Annotated in this window: 21 protein-coding genes; 9 read left to right on the top strand and 12 right to left on the bottom strand. The window is 71.6% G+C overall.

Annotated features, from left to right (window positions below; all coding sequences use genetic code 11):
- Positions 1–123: 123 nt before the first annotated feature.
- From IF28_RS0133130 to ybaK, 4 genes are all read left to right on the top strand, one after another.
- Complete coding sequence (locus IF28_RS0133130; RefSeq protein WP_406710570.1) at positions 124–1107, top strand: hypothetical protein; 984 nt, start codon at positions 124–126, stop codon at positions 1105–1107.
- A gap of 92 nt (positions 1108–1199) precedes the next feature.
- Positions 1200–1940 (top strand): LON peptidase substrate-binding domain-containing protein, encoded by a 741-nt coding sequence (locus tag IF28_RS0133125; protein ID WP_030228346.1) that lies wholly within the window; start codon positions 1200–1202, stop codon positions 1938–1940.
- Between the two features lie 94 nt (positions 1941–2034).
- Complete coding sequence (locus IF28_RS0133120; RefSeq protein WP_030228343.1) at positions 2035–2445, top strand: hypothetical protein; 411 nt, start codon at positions 2035–2037, stop codon at positions 2443–2445.
- Between the two features lie 105 nt (positions 2446–2550).
- On the top strand, positions 2551–3102 hold the full coding sequence (ybaK, locus tag IF28_RS0133115) for a Cys-tRNA(Pro) deacylase (RefSeq protein WP_030228340.1): 552 nt from the start codon (positions 2551–2553) through the stop codon (positions 3100–3102).
- 225 nt (positions 3103–3327) lie between these two features.
- Here the strand turns inward: ybaK and IF28_RS0133110 are convergent, their stop codons facing one another.
- The 4 genes from IF28_RS0133110 to IF28_RS0133095 form a co-directional block, all read right to left on the bottom strand.
- Entirely contained in the window at positions 3328–3999 is a 672-nt protein-coding gene (locus IF28_RS0133110) for a hypothetical protein (protein ID WP_051713966.1), read from the bottom strand.
- A gap of 34 nt (positions 4000–4033) precedes the next feature.
- Complete coding sequence (locus tag IF28_RS0133105) at positions 4034–4855, bottom strand: ABC transporter permease (RefSeq protein WP_030228336.1); 822 nt, start codon at positions 4853–4855, stop codon at positions 4034–4036.
- Positions 4856–4935: 80 nt separating this feature from the next.
- On the bottom strand, positions 4936–5910 hold the full coding sequence (locus tag IF28_RS0133100; protein ID WP_030228332.1) for an ABC transporter ATP-binding protein: 975 nt from the start codon (positions 5908–5910) through the stop codon (positions 4936–4938).
- Between the two features lie 109 nt (positions 5911–6019).
- On the bottom strand, positions 6020–7216 hold the full coding sequence (locus IF28_RS0133095; protein WP_030228329.1) for an NYN domain-containing protein: 1197 nt from the start codon (positions 7214–7216) through the stop codon (positions 6020–6022).
- A 220-nt stretch (positions 7217–7436) separates the two neighbouring features.
- Here IF28_RS0133095 and IF28_RS39580 point away from each other — a divergent pair, with 220 nt between their 5' ends.
- The gene (locus tag IF28_RS39580) at positions 7437–7604 is read left to right on the top strand and encodes a hypothetical protein (RefSeq protein WP_199809075.1); all 168 of its coding nucleotides are present in this window, start codon (positions 7437–7439) and stop codon (positions 7602–7604) included.
- 82 nt (positions 7605–7686) lie between these two features.
- Here the strand turns inward: IF28_RS39580 and dnaE are convergent, their stop codons facing one another.
- Complete coding sequence (gene dnaE, locus IF28_RS0133085; RefSeq protein ID WP_030228326.1) at positions 7687–11226, bottom strand: DNA polymerase III subunit alpha; 3540 nt, start codon at positions 11224–11226, stop codon at positions 7687–7689.
- A gap of 206 nt (positions 11227–11432) precedes the next feature.
- Here dnaE and IF28_RS0133080 point away from each other — a divergent pair, with 206 nt between their 5' ends.
- The 3 genes from IF28_RS0133080 (at position 11433) to IF28_RS0133070 (ending at position 14464) form a co-directional block, all read left to right on the top strand.
- The gene (locus IF28_RS0133080; RefSeq protein ID WP_030228322.1) at positions 11433–12773 is read left to right on the top strand and encodes a DUF2252 domain-containing protein; all 1341 of its coding nucleotides are present in this window, start codon (positions 11433–11435) and stop codon (positions 12771–12773) included.
- A 68-nt stretch (positions 12774–12841) separates the two neighbouring features.
- Entirely contained in the window at positions 12842–13552 is a 711-nt protein-coding gene (locus IF28_RS0133075) for a hypothetical protein (RefSeq protein ID WP_030228319.1), read from the top strand.
- 96 nt (positions 13553–13648) lie between these two features.
- Positions 13649–14464: a DsbA family protein gene (locus IF28_RS0133070; RefSeq protein WP_030228316.1), complete on the top strand. Its 816-nt coding sequence runs from the start codon at positions 13649–13651 to the stop codon at positions 14462–14464.
- Positions 14465–14498: 34 nt separating this feature from the next.
- Here IF28_RS0133070 and IF28_RS0133065 read toward each other — a convergent pair whose 3' ends face one another.
- A complete protein-coding gene (locus IF28_RS0133065) occupies positions 14499–15074 on the bottom strand; it encodes a dienelactone hydrolase family protein (RefSeq protein WP_030228315.1) in 576 nt (191 codons plus the stop codon).
- Positions 15075–15181: 107 nt separating this feature from the next.
- On the opposite strand from IF28_RS0133065, the gene IF28_RS0133060 reads away from it, so the two are divergent.
- On the top strand, positions 15182–16297 hold the full coding sequence (locus IF28_RS0133060; RefSeq protein WP_030228314.1) for a mechanosensitive ion channel family protein: 1116 nt from the start codon (positions 15182–15184) through the stop codon (positions 16295–16297).
- A gap of 8 nt (positions 16298–16305) precedes the next feature.
- Here the strand turns inward: IF28_RS0133060 and IF28_RS0133055 are convergent, their stop codons facing one another.
- The 6 genes from IF28_RS0133055 to IF28_RS37195 form a co-directional block, all read right to left on the bottom strand.
- Positions 16306–17037 carry an SDR family NAD(P)-dependent oxidoreductase gene (locus IF28_RS0133055; protein ID WP_030228313.1) on the bottom strand — a complete coding sequence of 244 codons (732 nt, stop codon included), beginning with the start codon at positions 17035–17037 and terminating at the stop codon, positions 16306–16308.
- Positions 17038–17146: 109 nt separating this feature from the next.
- Positions 17147–18733, bottom strand: coding sequence for a Na+/H+ antiporter (locus IF28_RS0133050; protein WP_030228312.1), 1587 nt, complete (start codon positions 18731–18733; stop codon positions 17147–17149).
- Between the two features lie 87 nt (positions 18734–18820).
- Positions 18821–19288 carry a GNAT family N-acetyltransferase gene (locus tag IF28_RS0133045; RefSeq protein WP_030228310.1) on the bottom strand — a complete coding sequence of 156 codons (468 nt, stop codon included), beginning with the start codon at positions 19286–19288 and terminating at the stop codon, positions 18821–18823.
- Entirely contained in the window at positions 19285–20229 is a 945-nt protein-coding gene (locus IF28_RS0133040) for an RluA family pseudouridine synthase (protein ID WP_030228308.1), read from the bottom strand. Before IF28_RS0133040 ends, IF28_RS0133045 begins: the two co-directional genes overlap by 4 nt.
- Before the next feature lie 43 nt (positions 20230–20272).
- The gene (gene lspA, locus IF28_RS0133035) at positions 20273–20869 is read right to left on the bottom strand and encodes a signal peptidase II (RefSeq protein ID WP_030228305.1); all 597 of its coding nucleotides are present in this window, start codon (positions 20867–20869) and stop codon (positions 20273–20275) included.
- A 67-nt stretch (positions 20870–20936) separates the two neighbouring features.
- Complete coding sequence (locus IF28_RS37195) at positions 20937–21896, bottom strand: TraR/DksA family transcriptional regulator (RefSeq protein ID WP_030228301.1); 960 nt, start codon at positions 21894–21896, stop codon at positions 20937–20939.
- Positions 21897–22244 lie beyond the last annotated feature (348 nt).

Below are 22244 nucleotides of genomic sequence, written 5' to 3'. Positions count from 1 at the left end.
GGCGCACAAGGTGACGAGTGCTCTGCTTTTTGCCGGTCCTTGACCGAAGCCCGTACAACCTTCCGCAACTTCCGTGCTTCCTCTGGCGCGCCTGTGACCTGCGGTCTTTCAATGGTCGGCACCATGGCTCTGATGGACGCGTTCACCCGGACCTCCCGGGGGCGGGGAAAGACGGCGGGCACCGCTCCCCCCGTCTCCGTCGTGCTGCCTCCCGACGACGAGGTGCTGCTCGACGCTCCCGACGACCTGCTGGGCCCGGCGCTGGTGGAGGCGGCCGGCGGTGACCCCGCGCCGGTCGCCGGACTGCTCGCCGCCACCCGGCGCGGCGGCTCCTGGGAGCAGCGGGACCGGTATGTGCGGCAGGTTGCCGCCTTCGCGCGTGCGCGGCCCGAGTGGCTGGACATCTGGCGCGCCCGTGACCCGCGCGACCCCGACGGGCTGCTGGTGGACGCCCAGCGGGCGGTGAACCGCGCCTGGGAATCGCCGGCCCGGGCCGAACTGCTGCGCGAGGTGAGCCCGCGGATCACGGCCGCCGCGCGGGCGGACCACGGCGACCCGGTGCCATGGCGGCTCGCCCTGGACCACGCCCGTGGCGCGCGCGCCGGGCACACGTACTTCGAGGAGCTGTGGGAGGCGGCGGTCCGCCGCGCCCCGCACCACTACGGCTGCCATGTGGCGGCCCTGCGCTATCTGGCGACCTCCTGGCACGGCTCGCACCGCGAGTGCTTCGACTTCGCCGATCTGGCCGCGCAGGACGCGCCGGAGGACTCGCTCACCCAGACGCTGCCGCTGCGGGCGGCGTTCGGCTATCTCACCGACCGCTGTGGTCCCGAGGTGCCGCGCGCCCGGCTGGACGCGGCAGCCGACCGCGCCGCCGTGCTGTCCGCCCGGCTGCCGGAGGGCCGGCCCTCACTGGCCGAGCCGCGCAATCTGCTGACGTACGTCCTGGTGCGGCTGGAACGCCGGCGGGACGCCCTGGAGCAGCTGCGGCTGACGGGACCGTACGCCACGTCCTTCCCCTGGGACCGGGACGCGGACGATCCCCTGGCCCGGTTCCTGGAGGTCCGGCAGGACGTGCGCGCGGCGGTCGCGTCGGGCTGTCCCTAGCGGGGTTGTGGGGCCCCGGCGGCGGCCTTCGACCGGCCGGGGAGTGAGTGGGGCGGTCGACTCCGCTTCGGCGACCATTAGGCTCTTGGTTCGTGACGACCGTCCGGCTCCCGCTCTTCCCCCTGAACACGGTGCTGTTCCCGGGGCTCGTGCTTCCGCTCAACGTCTTCGAGGAGCGCTATCGCGCCATGATGCGCGAGCTGCTGAAGACCCCGGAGGACGAGCCGCGCCGGTTCGCCGTCGTGGCGATCCGCGACGGGCACGAGGTGGCGCCGAGCGCGCGCGGCCTGCCCGACCCGACGGCCGTGCCCGAGCGGGGCGCGGCGGCGGGCTTCGGCACGGATCCGCTGCGCGCCTTCCACAAGGTGGCCTGCGTCGCCGACGCGGCGACGGTCCGGGAGCGGGCCGACGGCACGTTCGAGGTGCTGGCGACCGGTACGACCCGGATCAAGCTGTTGTCCGTGGACGCCTCCGGGCCGTATCTGACGGCCGAGGCGGAGCCGCTGGAAGAGGATCCGGGCGACGAGGCGGGGGCGCTGGCCGAGGGGGTGCTGCGGTCCTTCCGCCAGTACCAGAAGCGGCTGGCGGGCGCGCGGGAGCGGTCACTGACGACCGGGGCGGACCTGCCGGACGAGCCGGGGGTCGTGTCCTACCTGGTCGCCGCCGCGATGATGCTGGACACGCCGACGAAGCAGCGGCTGCTGCAGGCGCCGGACACCGCGTCCCGGCTCCGTGACGAACTGAAGCTGCTGCGCGCCGAGACGGCCGTCATCCGTCATCTGCCTTCACTGCCCGCGGTGGAGCTGACAAGGGGGCCGACCAGCCAGAATTGACGCGAAACCGATGGGGTGCGCGGTGATCATCTGCCTAAGATCACTACGGCCATGATCATGGCCATGATCACGCGAATGCAGGAGGAACAACCCCATGAACCTTCGTAGCATCCTGACCGTCACCGCGGCCGTCGCGGCGGGTTCCGCACTGATGATCGCTCCCGCGCAGGCGTCCACCGGGGACGCCGTCCCGGCCTCGGAGACGGGCATCCAGGCCCGCGTCGAGTGCACGAGTCTGAGCAACGGCCAGCTCTGTATCTCCCTGGGCGCGGCCCCCCAGGACATCGCGGTCTTCTACACGAAGTCGGGCGGCTCGACGATCTCGGCGCAGCTGGGGTTCCGCAACTCCGCCGGAACCACCACCTGGGGTCCGACCAAGAGCATCAGCGTGAACGAGCGGGCCAACAGCACGTGGACCATGAGCTACCCGTGCTCCCGTGACTACAAGGGCCTGATCAAGGTCTCCGGGCAGGGGACCTTCGAGACCCCCTGGGCGACCTGCTGACCCCGGGACGACCTCGGCGGTAGCATCCGCGGCCGCCTCCACCGGACACCGTTCCGGACGGAGGCGGCCGTCTCCCGTCGCGGCCCGTCTGGAAGGATGCGGCGGGTGGCGAAGAAGTCGAGGAAGCACCAGCAGGACGACGGCGCGCACGAGGCGCGTCCGCGCACGGGTGGCGGCGGCCGACGGGCGGGAACGCCCGCGACGGTGGCGCTCACCACGGCCGGGGTGCCGTTCACGGTGCACTCCTACGACCACGATCCCGCCCACCCGTCCTACGGCGAGGAGGCGGCCGAGGCGATGGGCGTCTCGCCGGACCGGGTCTTCAAGACACTGGTGGCGGACGTCGACGGGGTGCTGACGGTGGCGGTGGTCCCGGTGGCGGGGCAGCTGGACCTGAAGGCGCTCGCGGCGGCGGTGGGCGGCAAGCGGGCGTCGATGGCCGACCCGACCCTGGCAGAACGCACCACGGGCTATGTCAGGGGCGGCATCTCCCCCCTGGGCCAGCGCAGGAGACTCCGCACGGTCCTGGACGATTCAGCCACCGCCCACACCACGATCTGCGTCTCAGCGGGCCGCAGAGGCCTGGAGGTGGAACTCGCCCCCACGGCCCTGACCACCCTCACCACGGCAACCCTGGCCCCGATCGCCCGCCCCTGACCTACGGGCACCCCCGAGCATTCCGCGACCGGCCGCACCACAGGCCGGCACCCCACCCCGCCCCCTCCACGATCCGCGATCCGCGGGCAGTCGTGCCGCAGGGCGGCACGGGTGGGCGCGACGGCACCCCGCAGGCGCCGGGCCGCGCGAACGCCTCCCGCCCCGCACCAACACGCGGCTCCCGGTGAACGCACCCCGCACCGACACCGCGCACCCGGCGATAACCTACGCGCCCGGAATCTCGTACGGCCCCGCGGGGAACGGCTCAGGATCCCGGGGCCCGAACAACGCCGTCAGCCCGAGGTGCAACACCAACGCCCCGAACGGCCAGGCCAGCAACGCCCCCTTCGCCCCCAGCTTCAACGGCGCGTCGAACGTGACCCCTTTGCCCGCACTCCGCGCCTGCGCGACCACATCGGAGCCCGGCCCCAGCCACACCCCCAGCCGCCACGCCAGCACCGACCCCAGCAGCCCCCCGACCGCCAGCGCCACCACCAGCGGCACACCCCCACGCCGCCGCACCAGGAACACCACGACCGCGCTCACCGCCCCGAACGCCAGCGCCAGCAGCGAGAACGTCCCGTCCACGCCGATGCCCTGCTCGCCCTCGGAGTCCTTGAGGTAGACCACCCAGGTGCCGTCGAGCACCTCGCCCACCAGCGGCACGCGCGGCGCCAGCCACCACCACAGCACCCCGAGCAGCGCCCCGAGCGCCGCCACCGCCACCGCGGTCACGGCGGCCTCCCGCAACTCCGTCTTCATTCCGGGGCCGTCCTTCTCGTACCACCCGTCCTGCCGGGGGTATGCGGCGTGGCCGTTCCACCCGTACGGGGAGGAGGCGGCCGCCTGCTCGTGCGGAGGTGTCGGAGGCGTCGGTGGTGTCAAAGGAGCGCTCACCCCGCCATCGTGCCAGGCCCGGCTGTGCGGCGCGTCACCGGACGGCTGCCCTGCGGTACGCCCAGGTCGCGACGGCCAGCGAGAGCACGCCGACGACCCCGCACACGGCGAGGTCGGCGAGCACCCGCGTCCAGTCGGGGTGCGGTCCGAAGGTCCGCGCGAAGGCCTCGACGCCGTACGTCGACGGCAGCAGGTCCCGGGCGAGACGCACCACCTCCGGCATCCGCTCCGCGGGCAGGACGCCCAGCAGCAGCGCCGCCGACATGCCGAGCTGGCCCAGCAGTGTGGCGACCTCCGCGCGCGGCGCGAGCAGGCCGAGCGCCGCGCCGAGTCCGGCGAGCGCGGCCCCGGCGAGCGGGATCACGGCGGCGAGGACCCACAGGTTCGCCAGCGGCAGCCCGAACAGCACACAGCCGAAGACGGCGGTCACCACGGTCCCCGGCACGGTGAACGAGGCGTACGCGCCCGCCGCGCCGAGCACCACCGCCGCCGGCGGCACCGGCAGGGTGGCGTAGTGGTCGAGCCCGCCGCTGGCCCGCAGCTGTCCGAAGTACTGGGCGAGCAGGTTCAGCGCGACGAAGGCGACGACCAGGACCGCCGAGCCGGCGACCACGGCCTGCGCCTCGCCGCCGCCGTCGACGACCCCGCGCATCAGGATCATGATGCCGATCGACTGGAACGTGGCCACGAACAGCAGCGGGATCCGCGCGACCCGGGCCCGGGACAGCTGTGCCCGGTACACGGCGGCCATGGACGGCCACAGCCGCGCGCGGGGGCCGAGTCCGGCCGGCTGCGGCCCGGTCTCCTCCACGGCCAGGACGCCGCCCGGCACGACTTCGGCGGGTACGACACTCACGTCGTGCTGCTCCCCTTCGTTCGGAGGTTCGCCCGGAACCACTGCGGCCCTGTTCCGTACGGATGCGGCGGCCCGCGTGCTCACGCCTTCACCAGTCCCTGTCGTACGGCCCCGCCCAGGGCCAGGTAGACGTCCTCCAGGCTGGGCGTGGCGAGGGTGAAGTCGTCCAGGGCGGCGAAGGCGGCACCGCCGGTGACGGTGGCGACCACCGTACGGGCCTCCTCGGGCGCGAGCCGCAGGGTCCAGCGGCGGCCGGACTCGACGACGCGGTCGCGCAGCGCGGCGACCTCGGGTACGTGCAGGGGGGCCGCCTCGCGCCACACCAGGTCGACCCGGACCTCGCCGGCGACCTGTTCCTTGAGGCCGGCCGGGGTGTCGCAGGCGATGACGCGGCCGCGGTCGAGGACGGCGACCCGGTCGAGGACGGTCTCGGCCTCGATGACGTTGTGGGTGACCAGCAGCACGGTGGTGCCGTGTTCGGCGCGGCGCCGGTCGACGGCGGACCAGACGGCGCGCCGGGCCACCGGGTCCATGCCGGTGGTGGGTTCGTCCAGGACGAGCAGGGGCCGCTCCCCCACCAGGGCGGTGGCGAAGCAGGCGAGCCGGCGCTGGCCGCCGGAGAGCTTCTTCAGGGGGCGTCCGGCGATCGGGGTGAGGCCCAGTTCGTCCAGGACGTCGTCCCGTTCCGCACGTGCCCGCCGGATGTCGAGTCCGCGCAGCCGGCCGGTGGTCTCGGCGGCGAGGGACACGGTCAGTTCGTCGAGGGCGCTGGACTCCTGGCCGAGGTAGGCGAGGATGCGGGCGGCGCGCTCGGGGTGGCGCACGATGTCGTGGCCGAGGATCTCGACGCTGCCGCGGTCGGGCCGCATCAGTCCGGTGAGCTGGCGGACGAGGGTGGACTTGCCGGCGCCGTTCGGCCCGAGCAGTCCGAAGATCTCACCGCGCCGGATGTCGAGTCCCACGTCATCGGTGGCCCGGACCTCGGGCGTCGCGGGCACCCCGCGCCGGCCGCGCACCGCCGGATACGTCTTGGTCAGCCCGCGCACCGCGCACACGAGGGCACCTCCGTGCCGAAACCCCTGTGCCGCGCGCGTACTCACAAGCCCCGAGCCTACGGTGTCCCGCCCCCCGGCCCATCCCCGGGTCACCCCACGAACCAAAGCCTCACTCCCCCGCGGGAGCCCTCTCCGTACCCGTACGAAGATCCAGCTCACGCCAGAACCCCGCCCGAATGGCGTAGCGATCCCGCTCATCGATCTGATCGTCCTTGTGAGCGAGCAACCCGAACCGCGCCGCGTACCGCAGCAGCTCCCCGTCCACCCGGTGCGGAATCCGCGGGTACATCCCCGACAGCTTCTGGATCTGGCTCGGATCCCCGAGCCGCTCCACCCACCGCCGCGCGAACACCTGTCCCACCTCGAAGGGATCCCCGCCGACGGTGGTGATGTCCTCCTCCCGGTCCGCCCACCGCTGCTCCGCCGTGGTCAGCTGCGCGAGCGTCGGCATGGACGCCGCATCGGGCGGCTCCGCGGCCGGCCGGTCGACCCACCCCTTGTCGGACGACCACCGCAGCGTGGCGGAGGCCGGCTGCTGCGGCGGATGCGGCACCCGCAGGGCGGCCAGGTCCTTCGGCGTGGGCACCCCCTTGCCCGCCCGCTCCGAGGTCCCGTTGTGCCCGGCGGCGGTGGGATGCTCGGGCTCCTGAACCGTCCGCTCCGCCGCCGCCCCCATCCCGGCGTCGGGCAGCGGCGCGGAGAGGATCGCGGCGATCTCCGGCCGGGGCACCGGCGGCGGCGCGCACACTCCGCCGAACTCCTTGGCCCGTACGGCCTGGGTGATCCACGCCCGGTCCAGCACCCGCCGCTCGTCGGCCTCGGCGACCAGATCCTCGGACTGGTTGTAGTCGCCGTCGGCGGCCTGCACGGCCCATAGATGCACGGCGACGCCGTGCTCCTTCGCGGCCATCATGCCGGGCAGCAGATCACCGTCGCCGGTGACGAGCACGATGTCGGAACAGGCGCGGTTGCGGGCCAGTTCGGTCAGCTCGGCGTGCATGGCGGCGTCGACGCCCTTCTGCGCCCAGCGGCCGTCGCTGCGGGTCAGCGCGCCGAGCCGGACGGTGACCCGGGGCATCACGCGCAGCCTGCGGTGCTCGGGCTGCGGGACGCGGTCGGGGGCGCCGTCGAACCAGTAGATGCGCAGCAGCGGCTGCCGCGTGTCGGACTCGGCGCGCTCGCGCAGCCCTTGGATGAGAGCCGCGTGGTCGACGGTGATGCGGGACCGCGACGGCTCCCCGGCGAGGAGACTGGCGGCGGCCCCCAGCAGATACCCGGCGTCCACCAGGACGATGCAGCGGTCCACGCGATCCACCCTCTTTCCGGGAGGTTTGCTTCGGGCTTCCTTCGAGTCTGCCCGACCACACCGGGGTTAACGGCCGGAACTCGATCTTCGGCGTGGCGTTTCCACACTTCCTCCCCGATCACGCCGGTCACACACGGTAATTGTCCAACATGCGGCTGTGATCCGGGCGTGTGAATCTGGTCCCGGCCCTGGCCCCTAGTCCCCCTCAGGAGGCATCACCATGGCCAAGAACAAGAACCGTGAGCGCAAGCAGCCGCAGACCGAGCGCTCCCAGCGGTCGGCGCAGCAGTCGACGGTGGAGACGGCCGACGAGCACCGTCCCACCCAGGTCCTGCCCGGCGAGTCCGGCCAGGGCAAGGGCCGTCAGAAGCGCTTCGGCCACAACTGACCCGCAGCGGACCCCGGGCACACGACGAGGGGCGCACCCGTCACAGGGTGCGCCCCTCGAGCGCGTCGGCCGGGCGCGTGTCTCAGCCCGCCAGACAGGCCGGCCCGAGAAGGACCTTCAGATCGCCGAACAGGGCCGGGTCCGGCTTCACCCGGTGCCGGTCGAGGCGCAGCACGGTCGTCTTCGTCGGCCCCTGGAGCTTGATGCGGACCTCGCTGTCGCCCTTGTGGTGGGTGAGGATCTCGCCGAGCCGGCTGACCATGGGCGGGGTCACGCGGGTGGCCGGGATGGTGAGCACTACGGGCGCGTTGGTACCGGCGTTGGACAGGTCGGGGACCATCAGTTCCATCGCGACCAGCCGCGGCACGTCCTCCCGCTTGTCGAGCCGGCCCTTGACGAAGACCACGGCGTCCTCGACGAGTTGGGTGGAGACGAGCTGGTAGGTCGCCGGGAAGAACATGCACTCGATGGAGCCCGCGAGGTCCTCCACGGTGGCGATCGCCCAGGCGTTGCCCTGCTTGGTCATCTTGCGCTGGAGTCCGGAGATGATGCCGCCGATGGTGACGACCGCGCCGTCGCCGAAGTCGCCGCCGGTGAGCTGGGAGATGCCCGCGTCGGCCTTGTCGGACAGCACGTGCTCCAGGCCGAACAGCGGGTGGTCGGAGACGTAGAGCCCGAGCATCTCGCGCTCCTGGGCGAGCAGATACGTCTTGTCCCACTCCTCGGTGGTGAACTCCACGTCGAGTCCGAAGCCGGGCTCGTCGCTCGCCTCCTCGCCCATGCCGCCGAAGAGGTCGAACTGTCCCTCGGCCTCCTTGCGCTTGACCGCCACCACGTTGTCGATCATCGGCTCGTAGTGGGCGGTGAGGCCCTTGCGGGTGTGCCCCATCTCGTCGAAGGCGCCGGCCTTGATCAGCGACTCGGTGGTCCGCTTGTTGCAGGCGACGGCCTCGACCTTGTCGAGGTAGTCGGGGAAGGAGGCGTACTTTCCCTTGGCCTTGCGGCTCCTGATGATCGACTCGACCACGTTCGTACCGACGTTGCGCACGGCCTCCAGGCCGAAGAGGATCACGTCGTCGCCCTGGGCGGCGAAGTTGTGCACCGACTCATTGACATTGGGCGGGAGGACCTTGATGCCCATGCGGCGGCACTCGTTGAGGTAGATCGCCGACTTGTCCTTGTCGTCCTTCACCGAGGTGAGCAGGGCGGCCATGTACTCGGCGGGGTAGTTCGCCTTGAGGTAGGCGGTCCAGTAGGAGACGAGTCCGTACGCGGCGGAGTGCGCCTTGTTGAAGGCGTAGCCGGCGAAGGGCACCAGGACGTCCCAGAGGGCCTGGATGGCTTCGTCGCTGTAGCCGTTCCTGCGGGCGCCGGCCTGGAAGATGGTGAAGTTCTTCGCCAGTTCCTCGGGCTTCTTCTTGCCCATCACACGGCGGAGGATGTCGGCCTCGCCGAGCGAGTAGCCGGCGATGATCTGGGCGGCCTTCTGCACCTGCTCCTGATAGACGATCAGGCCGTAGGTGACCGCGAGGACCTCTTCGAGCGGTTTCTCGAGCTCCTTGTGGATCGGGGTGATCTCCTGGAGCTTGTTCTTGCGCAGCGCGTAGTTGGTGTGCGAGTCCATGCCCATCGGGCCGGGACGGTAGAGCGCGGAGACGGCGGAGATGTCCTCGAAGTTGTCCGGCTTCATCAGGCGCAGCAGGGAGCGCATGGGGCCGCCGTCGAACTGGAAGACGCCGAGGGTGTCGCCGCGCTGGAGGAGTTCGAAGGTCGTGGGGTCGTCGAGCGGCAGGCTCAGCAGGTCCAGGTCGACGCCCTTGTTGGCCTTCACCATCTTGACGGCGTCGTCCATGATGGTCAGGTTGCGCAGGCCGAGGAAGTCCATCTTCAGCAGGCCCAGCGACTCGCACTGCGGGTAGTCCCACTGGGTGATGGTCACGCCGTCGGTGTGCCGCACCCAGATGGGGGCGTGGTCGACGATGGGCTCGCTGGACATGATGACGCCGGCGGCGTGCACGCCCATCTGCCGCACCAGGCCCTCGACGCCCTTGGCGGTGTCGATGACCTTCTTCACGTCCGGCTCGTTCTCGTACATCCCGCGGATCTCGCCGGCCTCGCCGTAGCGGGGGTGCGAGGGGTCGGTGATGCCGTTGAGGTCGATGCCCTTGCCGAGGACGTCGGCGGGCATCGCCTTGGTGAGGCGGTCGCCCATCGCGTACGGGTAGCCCAGCACGCGCGCGGAGTCCTTGATGGCGTTCTTCGCCTTGATCTTGCCGTAGGTGCCGATCATGGCGACCTTGTCGGCGCCGTACTTCTCCGTCACGTAGCGGATCACTTCGACGCGCCTGCGCTCGTCGAAGTCGATGTCGACGTCGGGCATGGAGACGCGCTCGGGGTTGAGGAACCGCTCGAAGATCAGTCCGTGCGGGATGGGGTCGAGGTCGGTGATGCCCATGGCGTACGCGACGATCGAGCCGGCCGCGGAGCCGCGGCCGGGGCCGACCGCGATGCCGTTGTTCTTGGCCCACATGATGAAGTCGGCGACGACGAGGAAGTACCCCGGGAACCCCATCTGGATGATGACGTCCATCTCGTAGTCGGCCTGCTTCTGGCGGTCCTCGGGGACCTGGCCCGAGAAGCGGCGCTCCATGCCGCGGCGGACCTCCTCCTTGAACCAGCTGACCTCGGTGTAGCCCTCGGGGATGTCGAACTTGGGCATCAGGTCGCGCTTCTCGAACATGCCCGTCGTGTCGACCATCTCGGCGATCAGGCGGGTGTTGGCGCAGCCCTGCTGCCAGGCGTCCGAGGAGTCGATGGCGTACATCTCGTCGGTGGACTTGAGGTAGTAGCCGGTGCCGTCGAACTTGAAGCGGTCGGGGTCGGAGAGGTTCTTGCCGGTCTGGATGCACAGCAGCGCGTCGTGGGCGGTCGCCTCGTGCGCGTACGTGTAGTGGGAGTCGTTGGTGACCAGGGGCGGGATGCCGAGCTTCCGGCCGATCTCGAGGAGGCCGTCGCGGACCCGGTGCTCGATCTCGATGCCGTGGTCCATCAGCTCCAGGAAGTAGCGGTCCTTGCCGAAGATGTCCTGGTAGTCGGCGGCGGCCTTGAGGGCCTCGTCGAAGTGGCCGAGGCGCAGCCGGGTCTGGACCTCGCCGGAGGGACAGCCGGTGGAGGCGACGATGCCCTCGGACCACTGGCTGATGGTCTCCTTGTCCATCCGGGGCCACTTCTGCAGCCAGCCCTCGGCGTACGCGTCGGAGGAGAGCCGGAAGAGGTTGTGCAGACCGGTGCTGTTCACCGCCCACATCGTCTTGTGGGTGTAACCGCCGGAACCGGAGACGTCGTCCCGCTTCTGGTGCGGCTGGCCCCACTGGATCTTCCGCTTGTTGCGCCGGGACTCGGGCGCGACATAGGCCTCGATCCCGATGATCGGGGTGACTCCGGCCTTCTGGGCGGAGTGGAAGAAGTCGTACGCCCCGTGCAGGTTGCCGTGGTCGGACATGGCGATGTGCGACATGCCCATTTCATTGCAGGCGTCGAACATGTCCTTGAGCCGCGCGGCACCGTCCAGCAGCGAGTACTGGGTGTGGACGTGCAGGTGCGTGAACGGCGGCTTCGACACGGTGCGGCCTCCAAGGAGAACTCTCGGCGACGGGCGGGCGGACAGTCCGGGGGACAGCGTCGAAGTCTATGCCCCGGCACTGACACTCCCGGCGTCCGCGGACGTACCTTCGGGCGGGGGCACGGGCACTCCCGCGCACCGTCACACGTTAGGCAGGCGACGGATCAGCCGTCCCGCAGACTTTTGGCACCAGGAGGCACTCAGCGATGTCGGTACCGCAGCTCAACGACGAGCACCGCGGTGAGGAGATCCTCGCCGTCCTCGACACCGCCTTCGGCGAACTGCTGGCCGCCGACCCGGCCGCGTTCCGCGTGAAGTTCCGCAAGATGGCGGCGTCGGCGTTCGCCTTCTACCGCGGTACGGCGTGCCTCTTCTACCAGGACCTCACGGTGTCCGATCAGTTCGGCTCACAGCACGGCGGACCGTACCTGGACGACCGCACCTCGCGCGTGTGGATCCACGGCGATCTCCACGCGGAGAACTTCGGCACGTACATGGATTCGAACGGCCGGCTGGTCTTCAACGTCAACGACTTCGACGAGGCCTACGTCGGCCCCTTCACCTGGGACCTCAAGCGCTTCGCGGCCTCCCTGGCCCTGATCGGCTACGCGAAGGCGCTCAGCGACGAGCAGATCACCGAGCTGGTCACGATCTACACGGCCGCCTACCGGGAGCGGATCCACGCGCTGGCGACGGGTGCGAAGAGCGACGAGGTGCCGCCGTTCACGCTGGACACCGCGCAGGGGCCGCTGCTCGACGCGCTGCGCGACGCGCGTTCGCTGACCCGGTTCGGGCTGCTGGACTCGATGACGGTGATCCGTGACTTCGAGCGCCGGTTCGCCTCCGGCGGCGGCGCGGTCGAACTGGACGCCGCGACCCGTTACAAGGTGCTCGCGGCCTTCGACGGCTATCTGGAGACCCTGCCGGACGCCTCGCTGGCCCGCCCGGACTCCTACCGGGTGAAGGACGTCGTGGGCCGCCGGGGCGTCGGCATCGGCTCGGCGGGGCTGCCGTCGTACAACATCCTCCTGGAGGGTCACAGCGACGCCCTGGAGAACGATGTGGTGATCTACATCAAGCAGGCCCAGACCCCGGCCGTCTCCCGGCACATCACGGACCGGGCGATCCAGGAGTACTTCCGGCACGAGGGGCACCGCACGGTGATCTCCCAGCGCGCCCTCCAGGCGCACGCCGACCCGTGGCTGGGCTGGACCGAGCTGGACGGCGCGGGCCAGCTGGTCGCCGAGGTGTCGCCGTACGCCGTGGATCTGGACTGGGGCGACATCGACGACCCGGAGGAGATCGCCCTGGTCGTCGCCGACCTCGGCCGGGCGACGGCGACGATGCACGCGGCGGCGGACGACACGTCCGGCGAGTCCCTGGTGCCGTTCTCCACCGAGCGCGCCATCGACGCAGCGATCGCCGCGGACGAGGAATCCCTGGTCCCCCTCCTGGTCGAGTTCGCGCACGACTACGGGGCCCGCGCGCGCGGCGACCACCAGATCTTCCTGGACCTGTTCCGCAACGGCAGGATTCCGGGCCTGTAACCATCCGCACATCCACAGGAACCCTTTAGGGATCCCTTACCGGAGCACGTGACACACTCGTTCCCGCCATGGACATATCCGGAACCCAGCTCAGAGCCGTTCGCGCGGCGCTGTTCACGGCCGTCGTCGTGACGCTCAGCGCCGCGTCGCACGTGCTGCTGTCCGGGGTTCCGCTGCCGCTGAACACGGTGGCCGTGATCGCCGCCGCCGTCTTCGCACTGGCGTACGCCCTGGCGGGGCGGGAGCGTTCCTTCGGGCGGATCGCCGCCCTGCTGATCCCGCTGGAGCTGGCCGCCGACACCGTCTTCACCACCGGCCAGCACGTCTGTTACGGCCGGATGGGCGGCCCGGTCGCGGGCCCGCTGCGTTCCTTCGGCTTCGACGTGCTGTGCGGTGACGGGGCCGGGGTGGGCGCGCCGCTCGCCCGGGTCACCGGCTCCGCCGCGGGGAACGGCGACCGCCTGGCGGTGCTCCTCGCCCAGGCCGACCCGGCGGTCGCCTGGGCGCTGCTGGGCGCGCACATCGGGGTGGGGCTGTTCGCCGCCGCGTGGCTGCGCCGGGGCGAGCGGGCGCTGGCCCAGGTGCTGAGCGCGGTGGCGGCCACGGCTTCGACGGCGGTCCGGCCGCTGCTGCTGGCCTTCGCGGCGGTGACCGTGCGCCGCGCCCCCGAGGTCCGACGTCCGGCCCGGACCCCGGCCCGTACCGCCACGGCGCGGACCCTGGTCCTCGCGCACTCCCTGGGACGCCGCGGACCGCCGTGCTCCGTCACCTTCGCCTGAGGCGCTCCCCGCCCCGGCGAACACCCCGAGCACCAGCAGTCCCCCTTACGTCATCCCGCACACGACCCGTGTGCGCGTCCCCGTGGAGACATCACCATGAGCAAGCGGAACAGCCAGGCGGCGAAGTCGGCGGCCCGAGAGCGGCTGCGCGTGGAGCGCGAGCGCCAGGCGAAGAAGTCGAAGATCAAGCGGCAGCTCGTCGTCGCCGCGTCGGTCGTCGGTGTGCTGGCCGCGGCCGGCGGCATCGGCTACGCGGTCGTCCAGGCCAACAAGCCGGACTACTGGGAGGCGGCGAAGAACGACAAGCTCGTCAAGCCGGCCAACACCAGCGGTGAGAACGGCACGACCGTCGTCGTCGGCAATTCCGACGCGAAGAAGACCCTGGAACTGTACGAGGACCCGCGCTGCCCGGTCTGCGCCTCGTTCGAGCAGACGGTCGGCAAGACCATCGAGAAGGACGTCGAGGACGGCAAGTACAAGATCCGCTTCATAGGCGCCTCGTTCCTGGACCGCGGCCTGACCGGTGAGGGTTCCAAGAACGCCCTGAGCGCCCTGGGCGCCGCGCTGAACGTCGGCCCCGACGCGTTCGTCGCCTACAAGAGCGCGCTCTACTCGGCCGAGTACCACCCCGAGGAGTCGGACGACAAGTTCGCCGACGACGCGTACCTGATCAAGGTCGCCGACACGGTCGACGCCCTGAAGAACAACAAGGCCTTCCAGACGGCCGTGAAGAACGGCACCTACGACAAGTGGGCGCTGGAGATGTCCGACGTGTTCGACAACACCGAGGGCGTCCGGGGCACCCCGACGCTGATGATGGACGGCAAGAAGGTCACCGGCTCCGACGGAGAGAACGCGCCCATGACGGTGGAGGAGTTCAACACGGCCGTCGACGCGGCGCTGAAGGCCTGAACCCGGTCGTCCGACCGTGTGACGGTTCCCTGATTCAGTCGTCCAGCGAGTCGAGGAAGCCGAGCGCCACCCGCCAGGTGGCCTCGGCGGCCTCCTCGTCGTAGTCCGGCAGATCGGAGTCCGTGTAGAGGTGCCCGGCGCCCGCGTACCGGTACACCTCGACGTCCGCGCCGGCCCGGCCCATCCGCAGATACCAGGCGCTCAGCCAGTCGTCGGTCTCGAACGGGTCCGGCTCGGCGACGTGCAGCTGCACCGGCAGTTCGTCCACCGAGGCGTTCTCCGCGATGTCCGACGTACCGTGCAGAAGCAGCAGTCCGCGCGCCCTGCCGTCACCCAGCGCCAGCGTCTGCGCCACGGCGGCGCCCAGGGAGAAGCCCGCGTACACCAGCCCGCGCTCCGAGTAGGGCGCGGCGGCCAGCACGGCCCGCTTCAGCAGCTCCTCCTTGCCGATCCCGTCCTTGTACGCCCTGGCCTCCTCGACCTCGTCGAACGTACGGCCCTCGAAGAGGTCGGGTGTCCACACCTCGTGTCCGGCGGCACGCAGCCGGTCCGCGGCCCGGTGCACCGCGGGCCGCGGACCGAAGGTCGAGTGAAAGAGCATGATGTTCATGAGGCCCATGGTGCCAGCCGGTGTGACGGGGAAGGATCGCGGCACTACCCGCGATCGTGCGGAAGTCACATGTTCAGACCCGGCCCGGGGCGGTTACGTTCGGGGGCATGGATGACGTGCTCCGCCCATTGATCGTGGTCGGCGGCTCGGTCGTGCTCACCCTGCTGCTCGGCTGGGCCACCGACCTGCTGCTGCGCAAGGCCGACGAACGCCACCACGAGACCCCGCTGTGGGGCCTGCTGCGCCGCGGCCGGGTCCCCTACCAGCTGGTGCTGTTCGCGGCGTTGCTGAGAGGTTCGTACGACGAGGCACAGCTGCTGGAGGACCACGAGGCCGGCCTCGGGCGGGCCCTGACGCTGGTGCTGATCGGGTCGGCCGCCTGGCTGGCGATCAGGATCGCGGCCGCCGTGGTGGAGACCACGTACACGCGCTACGCCAGCAACCACCGCGAACGCGATCCCGCCCGGGTCCGCCGGGTGCGCACCCAGGTGACGCTGATCCGGCGGGTGGTCTCCGCGGTCGTCGGTGTGGTGGCGGTGGCCGCGATGCTGCTGACCTTCCCCGCGATGCGGGCGGCCGGGGCCTCGCTGCTGGCCTCGGCCGGAATCCTCGGCATCGTCGCCGGTGTGGCCGCCCAGTCCACGCTGGGCAATATGTTCGCCGGGCTGCAGATCGCCTTCGGCGACATGGTGCGCATCGGCGACACGGTGGTCGTGGACGGTGAGTGGGGCACGGTCGAGGAGATCACGCTGACCTTCCTGACCGTGCGCACCTGGGACGAGCGCCGGATCACCATGCCGGTGTCGTACTTCACGTCCCAGCCGTTCGAGAACTGGTCGCGCGGGACGCCGCAGATGACGGGCACCGTCTTCTGGCACCTCGACCACTCGGCCCCGCTGGACGCGATGCGCGAGAGGCTCCGGGACATCCTGCGGGAGTGCCCGGCCTGGGACGGCCGCGCGTTCAACCTGACCGTGACGGACAGCACCCCCAGCACCATGGAGGTGCGGGCGCTGGCGACGGCCAAGGACGCGGACGACATCTGGACGGTACGGGTCACGGTCCGCGAGCAGATGCTCCGCTGGCTGGCCGCCGAACACCCCTACGCCCTGCCCAAGGTCAACGCGTCCGACGCGGTGCCGCCGCCCGGCCGGCGGGAACACCGCGCGTCCGACGGCGTACCGGCGGCCCGCCGCGTGCACCCGCATCCGCGGGAGCGCTGACCGCCCGCTCAGTGTCCGCGTTCGGCGCCGCCGTTGACCTGGATGATCTGCGAGGTGATGTGTCCGGCGCCCGGGGAGGCGAGCCAGTGCAGGGTCGCGGCGACGTCCCCGGGCGTTCCGGCGCGCCCGTCCAGGGTCTGGCCGGTCATCCGGTGACGCGGGTCCTCGTCGGGGTCGTCGCCGGGGTCCTCGATGTAGCCGGGGGCGACCACGTTCACGGTGATGCCGTGCGGGCCCAGTTCCCGGGCGAGGGCATGGGCGTACGGGTGCAGCCCGGCCTTGGCGGCCGCGTACGCCGGCTCGCCGCGGCCCTGGTAGGCGGCGAGGGAGCTGAGGAAGAGCACACGCCCGCCGGGTTCGGCGAGCCGGTGCTTCAGGGCCTCGGTGAGCAGGGCGGCGGTGAGCAGGTTGAGCCGGAAGTTGACGGTCCAGGAGTGGGCGACGGCGTCGAGCGGGTCGTCGCCGCCCGCCGGGGGCTCCAGGGGCCCGTCGCCTTCGGCGCCGTGGATCAGTACGTCCACGGCGCCGAACTCCCCGCCCACGAAACCGGCGACTCCGCGCACGGCGCCGGGGTCGGCGAGGTCGGCGGCGTATGTCAGGGCGCCGGGCACCGCGGCCCGCTCCAGCACGTCACCCCGGCGTCCGAGCAGCAGCACCCGGTCCCCGCCGGCGGCGAACACACGCGCGGCGGCGAGCCCGATCCCGGTACCGCCTCCGCTGATGACGACATTCCGATGCATGACGTCACTTTACGAACCTGAGGCGGCCAACCCCGCCAAGCGCCCGCGGGAATCGCCCGCTTCCCGAGTGACCGGGACGTGCGGTGCGCGGGTGGGAGAACTCCAGGACTCAGCGCAGGCTGCGCACATCCAGATGCCGCAGCACCCGGTCGACGACCTCCGGATCCGCTCCCGCCTCGCTCCGCGCCGCGAGCACCTCGTGCCGGGCTGCGCTCAGCATCTCCCGCTGAATCTCCCGCACCCGCTTCAGCCGCCGCGCCCGCTGCCGGTGCGCCTCCCGCCGTTCGTCCGCCGCGATGTCGGGGCTGATCCGCACCCCGATGTCGAACGCGCTGCGCAGCATCTGCTCGGACAGATCCTCCGGCAGGTCCTCGACCTCCTCGATCTCCCGCAGCCGGCGTTTCGCCGCCTTGGCCGCCCTTACGGCCAGGTCGTGCTCGAGCTCCTTCTCACGCCCGGAGTCGGCGCGCACGCCCAGCTTCCCCACCAGCCAGGGAAGGGTCAGCCCCTGCACCAGCAGGGTCGCCATGATGACGCCGAACGCGATGAAGACGATCTCGCCCCGGCCGGGGAAGTCCGCTCCGGCGTCGGTCTCCAGCGGGATGGCGAGCGCCAGTGCGACCGAGGCCACCCCGCGCATCCCGGCCCACCACATCACCACGGTCTCGCGCCAGCTCACCGGAATCTCCTCGGCGGTGTCCCGCGCGGCGTGCAGCCGCTGCGTCAGCCAGGTCGCCGGCAGCAGCCACAGCAGCCGTACCAGGACGACCACGCCCACGATCGCGGCCGCCCAGGCCAGCAGTTCGCCCCAGTGGCCGGCCGCGGTGTTCACCGCGTTGTGCAGTTCGAGCCCGACCAGTCCGAACGCGACGCCGGTGACCAGGGTGTCGACGATGTCCCAGAAGGTGTGCCCGGCGAGCCGGGTCATGACGTCGTCGGCGTCGGTGGCGTACTCGACGAGGAACAGCGCCGTGGTGAGCACGGCGAGCACACCCGAGCCGTGCAGTTCCTCGGCCAGGACGTAGGAGGCGTACGGCACCAGCAGGCTGAGCCCGATCTGCAGGGTCGCGTCCCCGAGGAGGTCCATCAGCTTGTTGGCGCCCCAGCCCAGCGCGAGCCCGACCGCCACCGCCACCACGGCCGAGAGCACCAGGTCGAGCCCGGCGTCCCAGGCGGAGAAGCTGCCGCCGACGGCGGCGGCGATGGCCACGTTGTAGAGGACGATCGCCGTGACGTCGTTGAACAGTCCCTCGCCCTCGAGGATCGACACCAGCCGGCGCGGCAGTCCCAGCTTCCCGGCGACGGCGGTCGCCGCGACCGGGTCGGGCGGCGCGACCAGGGCGCCGAGGGCGAAGGCGGCGGCGAGCGGCAGCCCCGGCACGATCGCGTGGGCGACGGCGGCCACGCACAGCATGGTGACGAAGACCAGCGCCACCGCGAGCAGCAGGATCGGTCTGACGTTCGCCGCGAACTGCCGCCAGGAGGTCCGCCGTACGGCGGCGTGGAGCAGGGGCGGCAGCAGCAGCGGGAGGATCAGGTCGGGCGGGATGTCGACGTTGGGTACGAACTCCATCAGCGCCAGTACGGCCCCGAGGACCGTCATCAGCACCGGCGCGGGCAGCCCGAGCCGCTCCCCGACCGGGACACTCACCACGGCCCCGAGCAGCAGGGCGAACAGCAGGGTCAACTGATCCACGGTCAGGTCTCCGGGCGGATCGACGAACGGCGGGCTGATCTCCAGCGTGCCACGCCGACGCCCCTGCCCGGCCGTTCGCGCCCTCCGCTACAGAACGCGCCGCATCGCCCGGTGCGGCATCCCGGCGTCCGGGAACTCGGGCCCGTAGGCCTCGTAGCCCAGCCGCTCGTAGAAACCGAGGGCGTGGGTCTGGGCGTGCAGGTCCACGGCGGTGAGGCCCCGCGCGCGGGCCGCCTCCTCGATGGCGCGCACCAGCGCCGCGCCGACGCCGAGGCCGCGCGCCTCGCGGGTCACCGCGAGGCGGCCCAGCGAGCCGACGGCCGGGTCGCCGCCGTTCTTCGCCGCGGCGGCCTCGCCGTGCAGCAGCCGGCCGGTGCCGAGGGGGATGCCGTCCTCCCCCATCGCCAGCACATGGACGGCGCCGGCGTCGTGGGCGTCGTACTCGATGTCCTCGGGGACGCCCTGCTCGGCGACGAAGACGTCCTTGCGGACCGCGAAGCAGGCCTCACGGTCGGCGGGCTCCACGGCCACGCGGACGGTGTGGGCCCCGCTCACGCGTAGGTCTCCTCACGGACCTGGTCCAGCGCCTGCCGCAGGTCGTCGGGGTACTCGCAGGAGAACTCCACCCACTGGCCGTCGCCGGGGTGCTCGAAGCCGAGCCGTACGGCGTGCAGCCACTGGCGGGTCAGGCGCAGGCGCTTGGCGAGCGTCGGATCGGCGCCGTAGGTCAGGTCGCCGACGCAGGGGTGCCGGTGGGCGGCCATGTGGACGCGGATCTGGTGGGTGCGGCCGGTCTCCAGCTTGACGTCGAGGAGGGACGCGGCGCGGAACGCCTCGATGAGGTCGTAGTGCGTGACGGACGGCTTGCCCTCGGCGGTGACCGCCCACTTGTAGTCGTGCTGCGGGTGGCGGCCGATGGGGGCGTCGATGGTGCCGCTGGTCGGGTCCGGGTGGCCCTGGACGAGGGTGTGGTAGCGCTTGTCGACCGTGCGCTCCTTGAACTGGCGCTTCAGCGACGTGTACGCGCGCTCCGACTTGGCGACGACCATCAGCCCCGAGGTGCCGACGTCGAGGCGGTGCACGATGCCCTGGCGCTCGGCGGCGCCGGAGGTCGAGATGCGGTACCCGGCGGCGGCGAGACCGCCGATCACCGTCGGACCGGTCCAGCCGGGCGAGGGGTGGGCGGCGACGCCGACCGGCTTGACGATCACGACCACGTCGTCGTCGTCGTGCACGATCTCCATGCCCTCGACCGGCTCGGCGACGACCTGCACCGGCGCGGGTGCCTGCGGCATCTCCACCTCGAGCCAGGCGCCGCCGCTGACCCGCTCGGACTTGCCGACCACCGACCCGTCGACCGTGACCTTCCCCGCGGCGGCGAGTTCGGCCGCCTTGGTACGGGAGAAGCCGAACATGCGGGAGATGGCGGCGTCGACGCGCTCGCCCTCCAGGCCGTCGGGCACGGGCAGGGTACGGATCTCGGGAATCGTGCTCACCCGTCGAGTATGCCGGACGGGCCGGACGGCGCCGTACGCGCGTTCAGTCCTTGTGGACGGTGCCGTCCGGATCGAGGCCCCGGAACGACAGCAGCACGATCAGGATGCCGCCGCACACGATCGCCGAGTCCGCCAGGTTGAACACGGCGAAGTGCTTGGGCGCGATGAAGTCGACCACCGCGCCCTCGAAGACGCCCGGCGAGCGGAAGATCCGGTCGGTGAGGTTGCCGAGGGCGCCGCCGAGCAGCAGGCCCAGCGCGATCGCCCACGGCAGGCTGTAGAGCTTGCGGGCGAGGCGGATGATCACCACGATCACGGACGCGGCGATCACCGTGAAGATCACGGTGAAGGCCTCGCCGAAGCCGAAGGCCGCGCCCGCGTTGCGGATCGCCTCGAACCTCAGCCAGTCGCCGACGATCTCGATGGGCTCCTGGTGCTCCAGCTCGGCCACCACGATCATCTTGCTGATCAGATCGAGGGCGTACGCGAACACGGCGACGGCGAACAGCACGGCGATCCGCCGCTTGCCGCGGGGCCGCGCGGTCTCCGCCGCCGTCTCCCGGGCGCCGGCCGCTTCCTGTTCCTCCCGGTCCGCGTCCGGGGTGTCCGGCGTACCGATGATGCGCTCCGCCTCTGCCACGTGAGTCCCTCAACCCTAGGTACCTGACTGAAGGACGAGGGTACGGCACGTCCCGCGCGTGCGCCGATCAGTACCGGCGCTCCTGCTTCTGCTTGCACTCGACACACAGGGTGGCCCGGGGAAATGCCTGCATACGGGCCTTTCCGATGGGGTTGCCGCAGTTCTCGCAGAGGCCGTAGGTACCGGCGTCGAGGCGCTGCAGGGCGCGCTCGAACTGGCTGAGCATCTCGCGCGCGTTCGCGGCGAGCGAGAGTTCGTGCTCACGCGTGATGTTCTTGGTGCCGGTGTCGGCGTCGTCGTCGCCCGCTCCGTCGCCGGAGTCCCGCATCAGGCCGGCCAGTGACCGCTCGGAGGTGGCGATCTCCTCGCGCAGCCGCAGCACCTCGGAGGTCAGCTCGGCCCTCGCCTCCTCGACCTCGTCCGTGGTCCACGGATCCTCACCCGGACGTACCGCGAGGTCGCCGGGATCCACCACACCGATCCGGGCCTTGGGTACGGGGCTCTTCGCCGCCGTGGCCGTGCCAGGAGTCTTCTTCGCACTCACCGTCGTCGCTCCCGTCTGCGCCGCGGCATCCGCCGCGCCCGCGTCCTCGGCCGCGCTGTGCCCGGCCACATCCTGTACGCCCCCGTCCCGCCGCCCCGCCCCGGCCGCCTTGTCGGCGGCAGCCGCCCCGGCGGTGCCCTTCGTCGTTCCGCTCGCCCCTTCACCGGCAGCTTCCGCCACCGCCTTCTGCACGGACGCCTTCCGCGTGGACGCCCTCTTCGCGGCCGTCTTCTTCACGGCGTCCTTCCCCCGCGACGCCTCGCGCGCGGGCGCCCTCCTGGCGGGGGCCTCCCCGGCCTGTGCGCCCGTCGGCGGGGTCCGCCGGGCGGGGGACCTCTTCGGCGCCGGCTCGGCGGCGGCGGGTGCCGTGCGGGTCGCCGCGGCCTCCGGTGGCACGTCCGGGCTTCCGGCCCCGCCGGTGAGAGCGGGTCCGGGCCTGCCGGACGGTCCCGGCTGCTGTACGGCGGGCTTCTTCGCCACCATGGCCGCGACCCCTTCACATATTGTGATCTTGCACGCGAATCGTGCTGGGACGATAAATCGACTCGAGTCCCACGGCAACGGGGCGCACCGCCCGATTCCCCCTCCCCTCGGACGCCGCGCGGCGAGCATGCATGCGTTGTGCCCAGCTCCCCGCCGGGTATGCCGCCGATGGGCACGTCCCGCCATTCGGGGCAGAATCCGGTCGGCCGCCGCCCGCGCCGCGCCGTACACTGGGCGGAGCGAAAAGCGTGGATGGGGACGAGTAGCGGCGTACGCAGCCCAGAGCGACCCGGGGACGGTGTGAGCCCGGGGGCGAGCGCGATGTGAAGATCACCCCGGAGCCGCCGG

The sequence above is a fragment of the Streptomyces sp. NRRL WC-3626 genome (assembly GCF_000718785.1).
GTDB lineage: Bacteria > Actinomycetota > Actinomycetes > Streptomycetales > Streptomycetaceae > Streptomyces > Streptomyces edwardsiae.
The sequence above is the reverse complement of the archived record's forward strand: the minus strand, read 5'-3'. Positions and strand labels throughout refer to the sequence as shown.

Excerpts from the sequence above, each read along its gene's own strand:
- IF28_RS0133060 (WP_030228314.1), top strand. The coding sequence starts at position 15,182 with ATGGATGACGTGCTCCGCCCATTGATCGTGGTCGGCGGCTCGGTCGTG.
- IF28_RS0133070 (WP_030228316.1), top strand. The coding sequence starts at position 13,649 with ATGAGCAAGCGGAACAGCCAGGCGGCGAAGTCGGCGGCCCGAGAGCGG.
- IF28_RS39580 (WP_199809075.1), top strand. The coding sequence starts at position 7,437 with ATGGCCAAGAACAAGAACCGTGAGCGCAAGCAGCCGCAGACCGAGCGC.
- IF28_RS0133065 (WP_030228315.1), bottom strand. The coding sequence starts at position 15,074 with ATGAACATCATGCTCTTTCACTCGACCTTCGGTCCGCGGCCCGCGGTG.
- IF28_RS0133075 (WP_030228319.1), top strand. The coding sequence starts at position 12,842 with ATGGACATATCCGGAACCCAGCTCAGAGCCGTTCGCGCGGCGCTGTTC.
- IF28_RS0133130 (WP_406710570.1), top strand. The coding sequence starts at position 124 with ATGGCTCTGATGGACGCGTTCACCCGGACCTCCCGGGGGCGGGGAAAG.
- IF28_RS0133080 (WP_030228322.1), top strand. The coding sequence starts at position 11,433 with ATGTCGGTACCGCAGCTCAACGACGAGCACCGCGGTGAGGAGATCCTC.
- IF28_RS37195 (WP_030228301.1), bottom strand. The coding sequence starts at position 21,896 with ATGGTGGCGAAGAAGCCCGCCGTACAGCAGCCGGGACCGTCCGGCAGG.
- IF28_RS0133055 (WP_030228313.1), bottom strand. The coding sequence starts at position 17,037 with ATGCATCGGAATGTCGTCATCAGCGGAGGCGGTACCGGGATCGGGCTC.
- IF28_RS0133120 (WP_030228343.1), top strand. The coding sequence starts at position 2,035 with ATGAACCTTCGTAGCATCCTGACCGTCACCGCGGCCGTCGCGGCGGGT.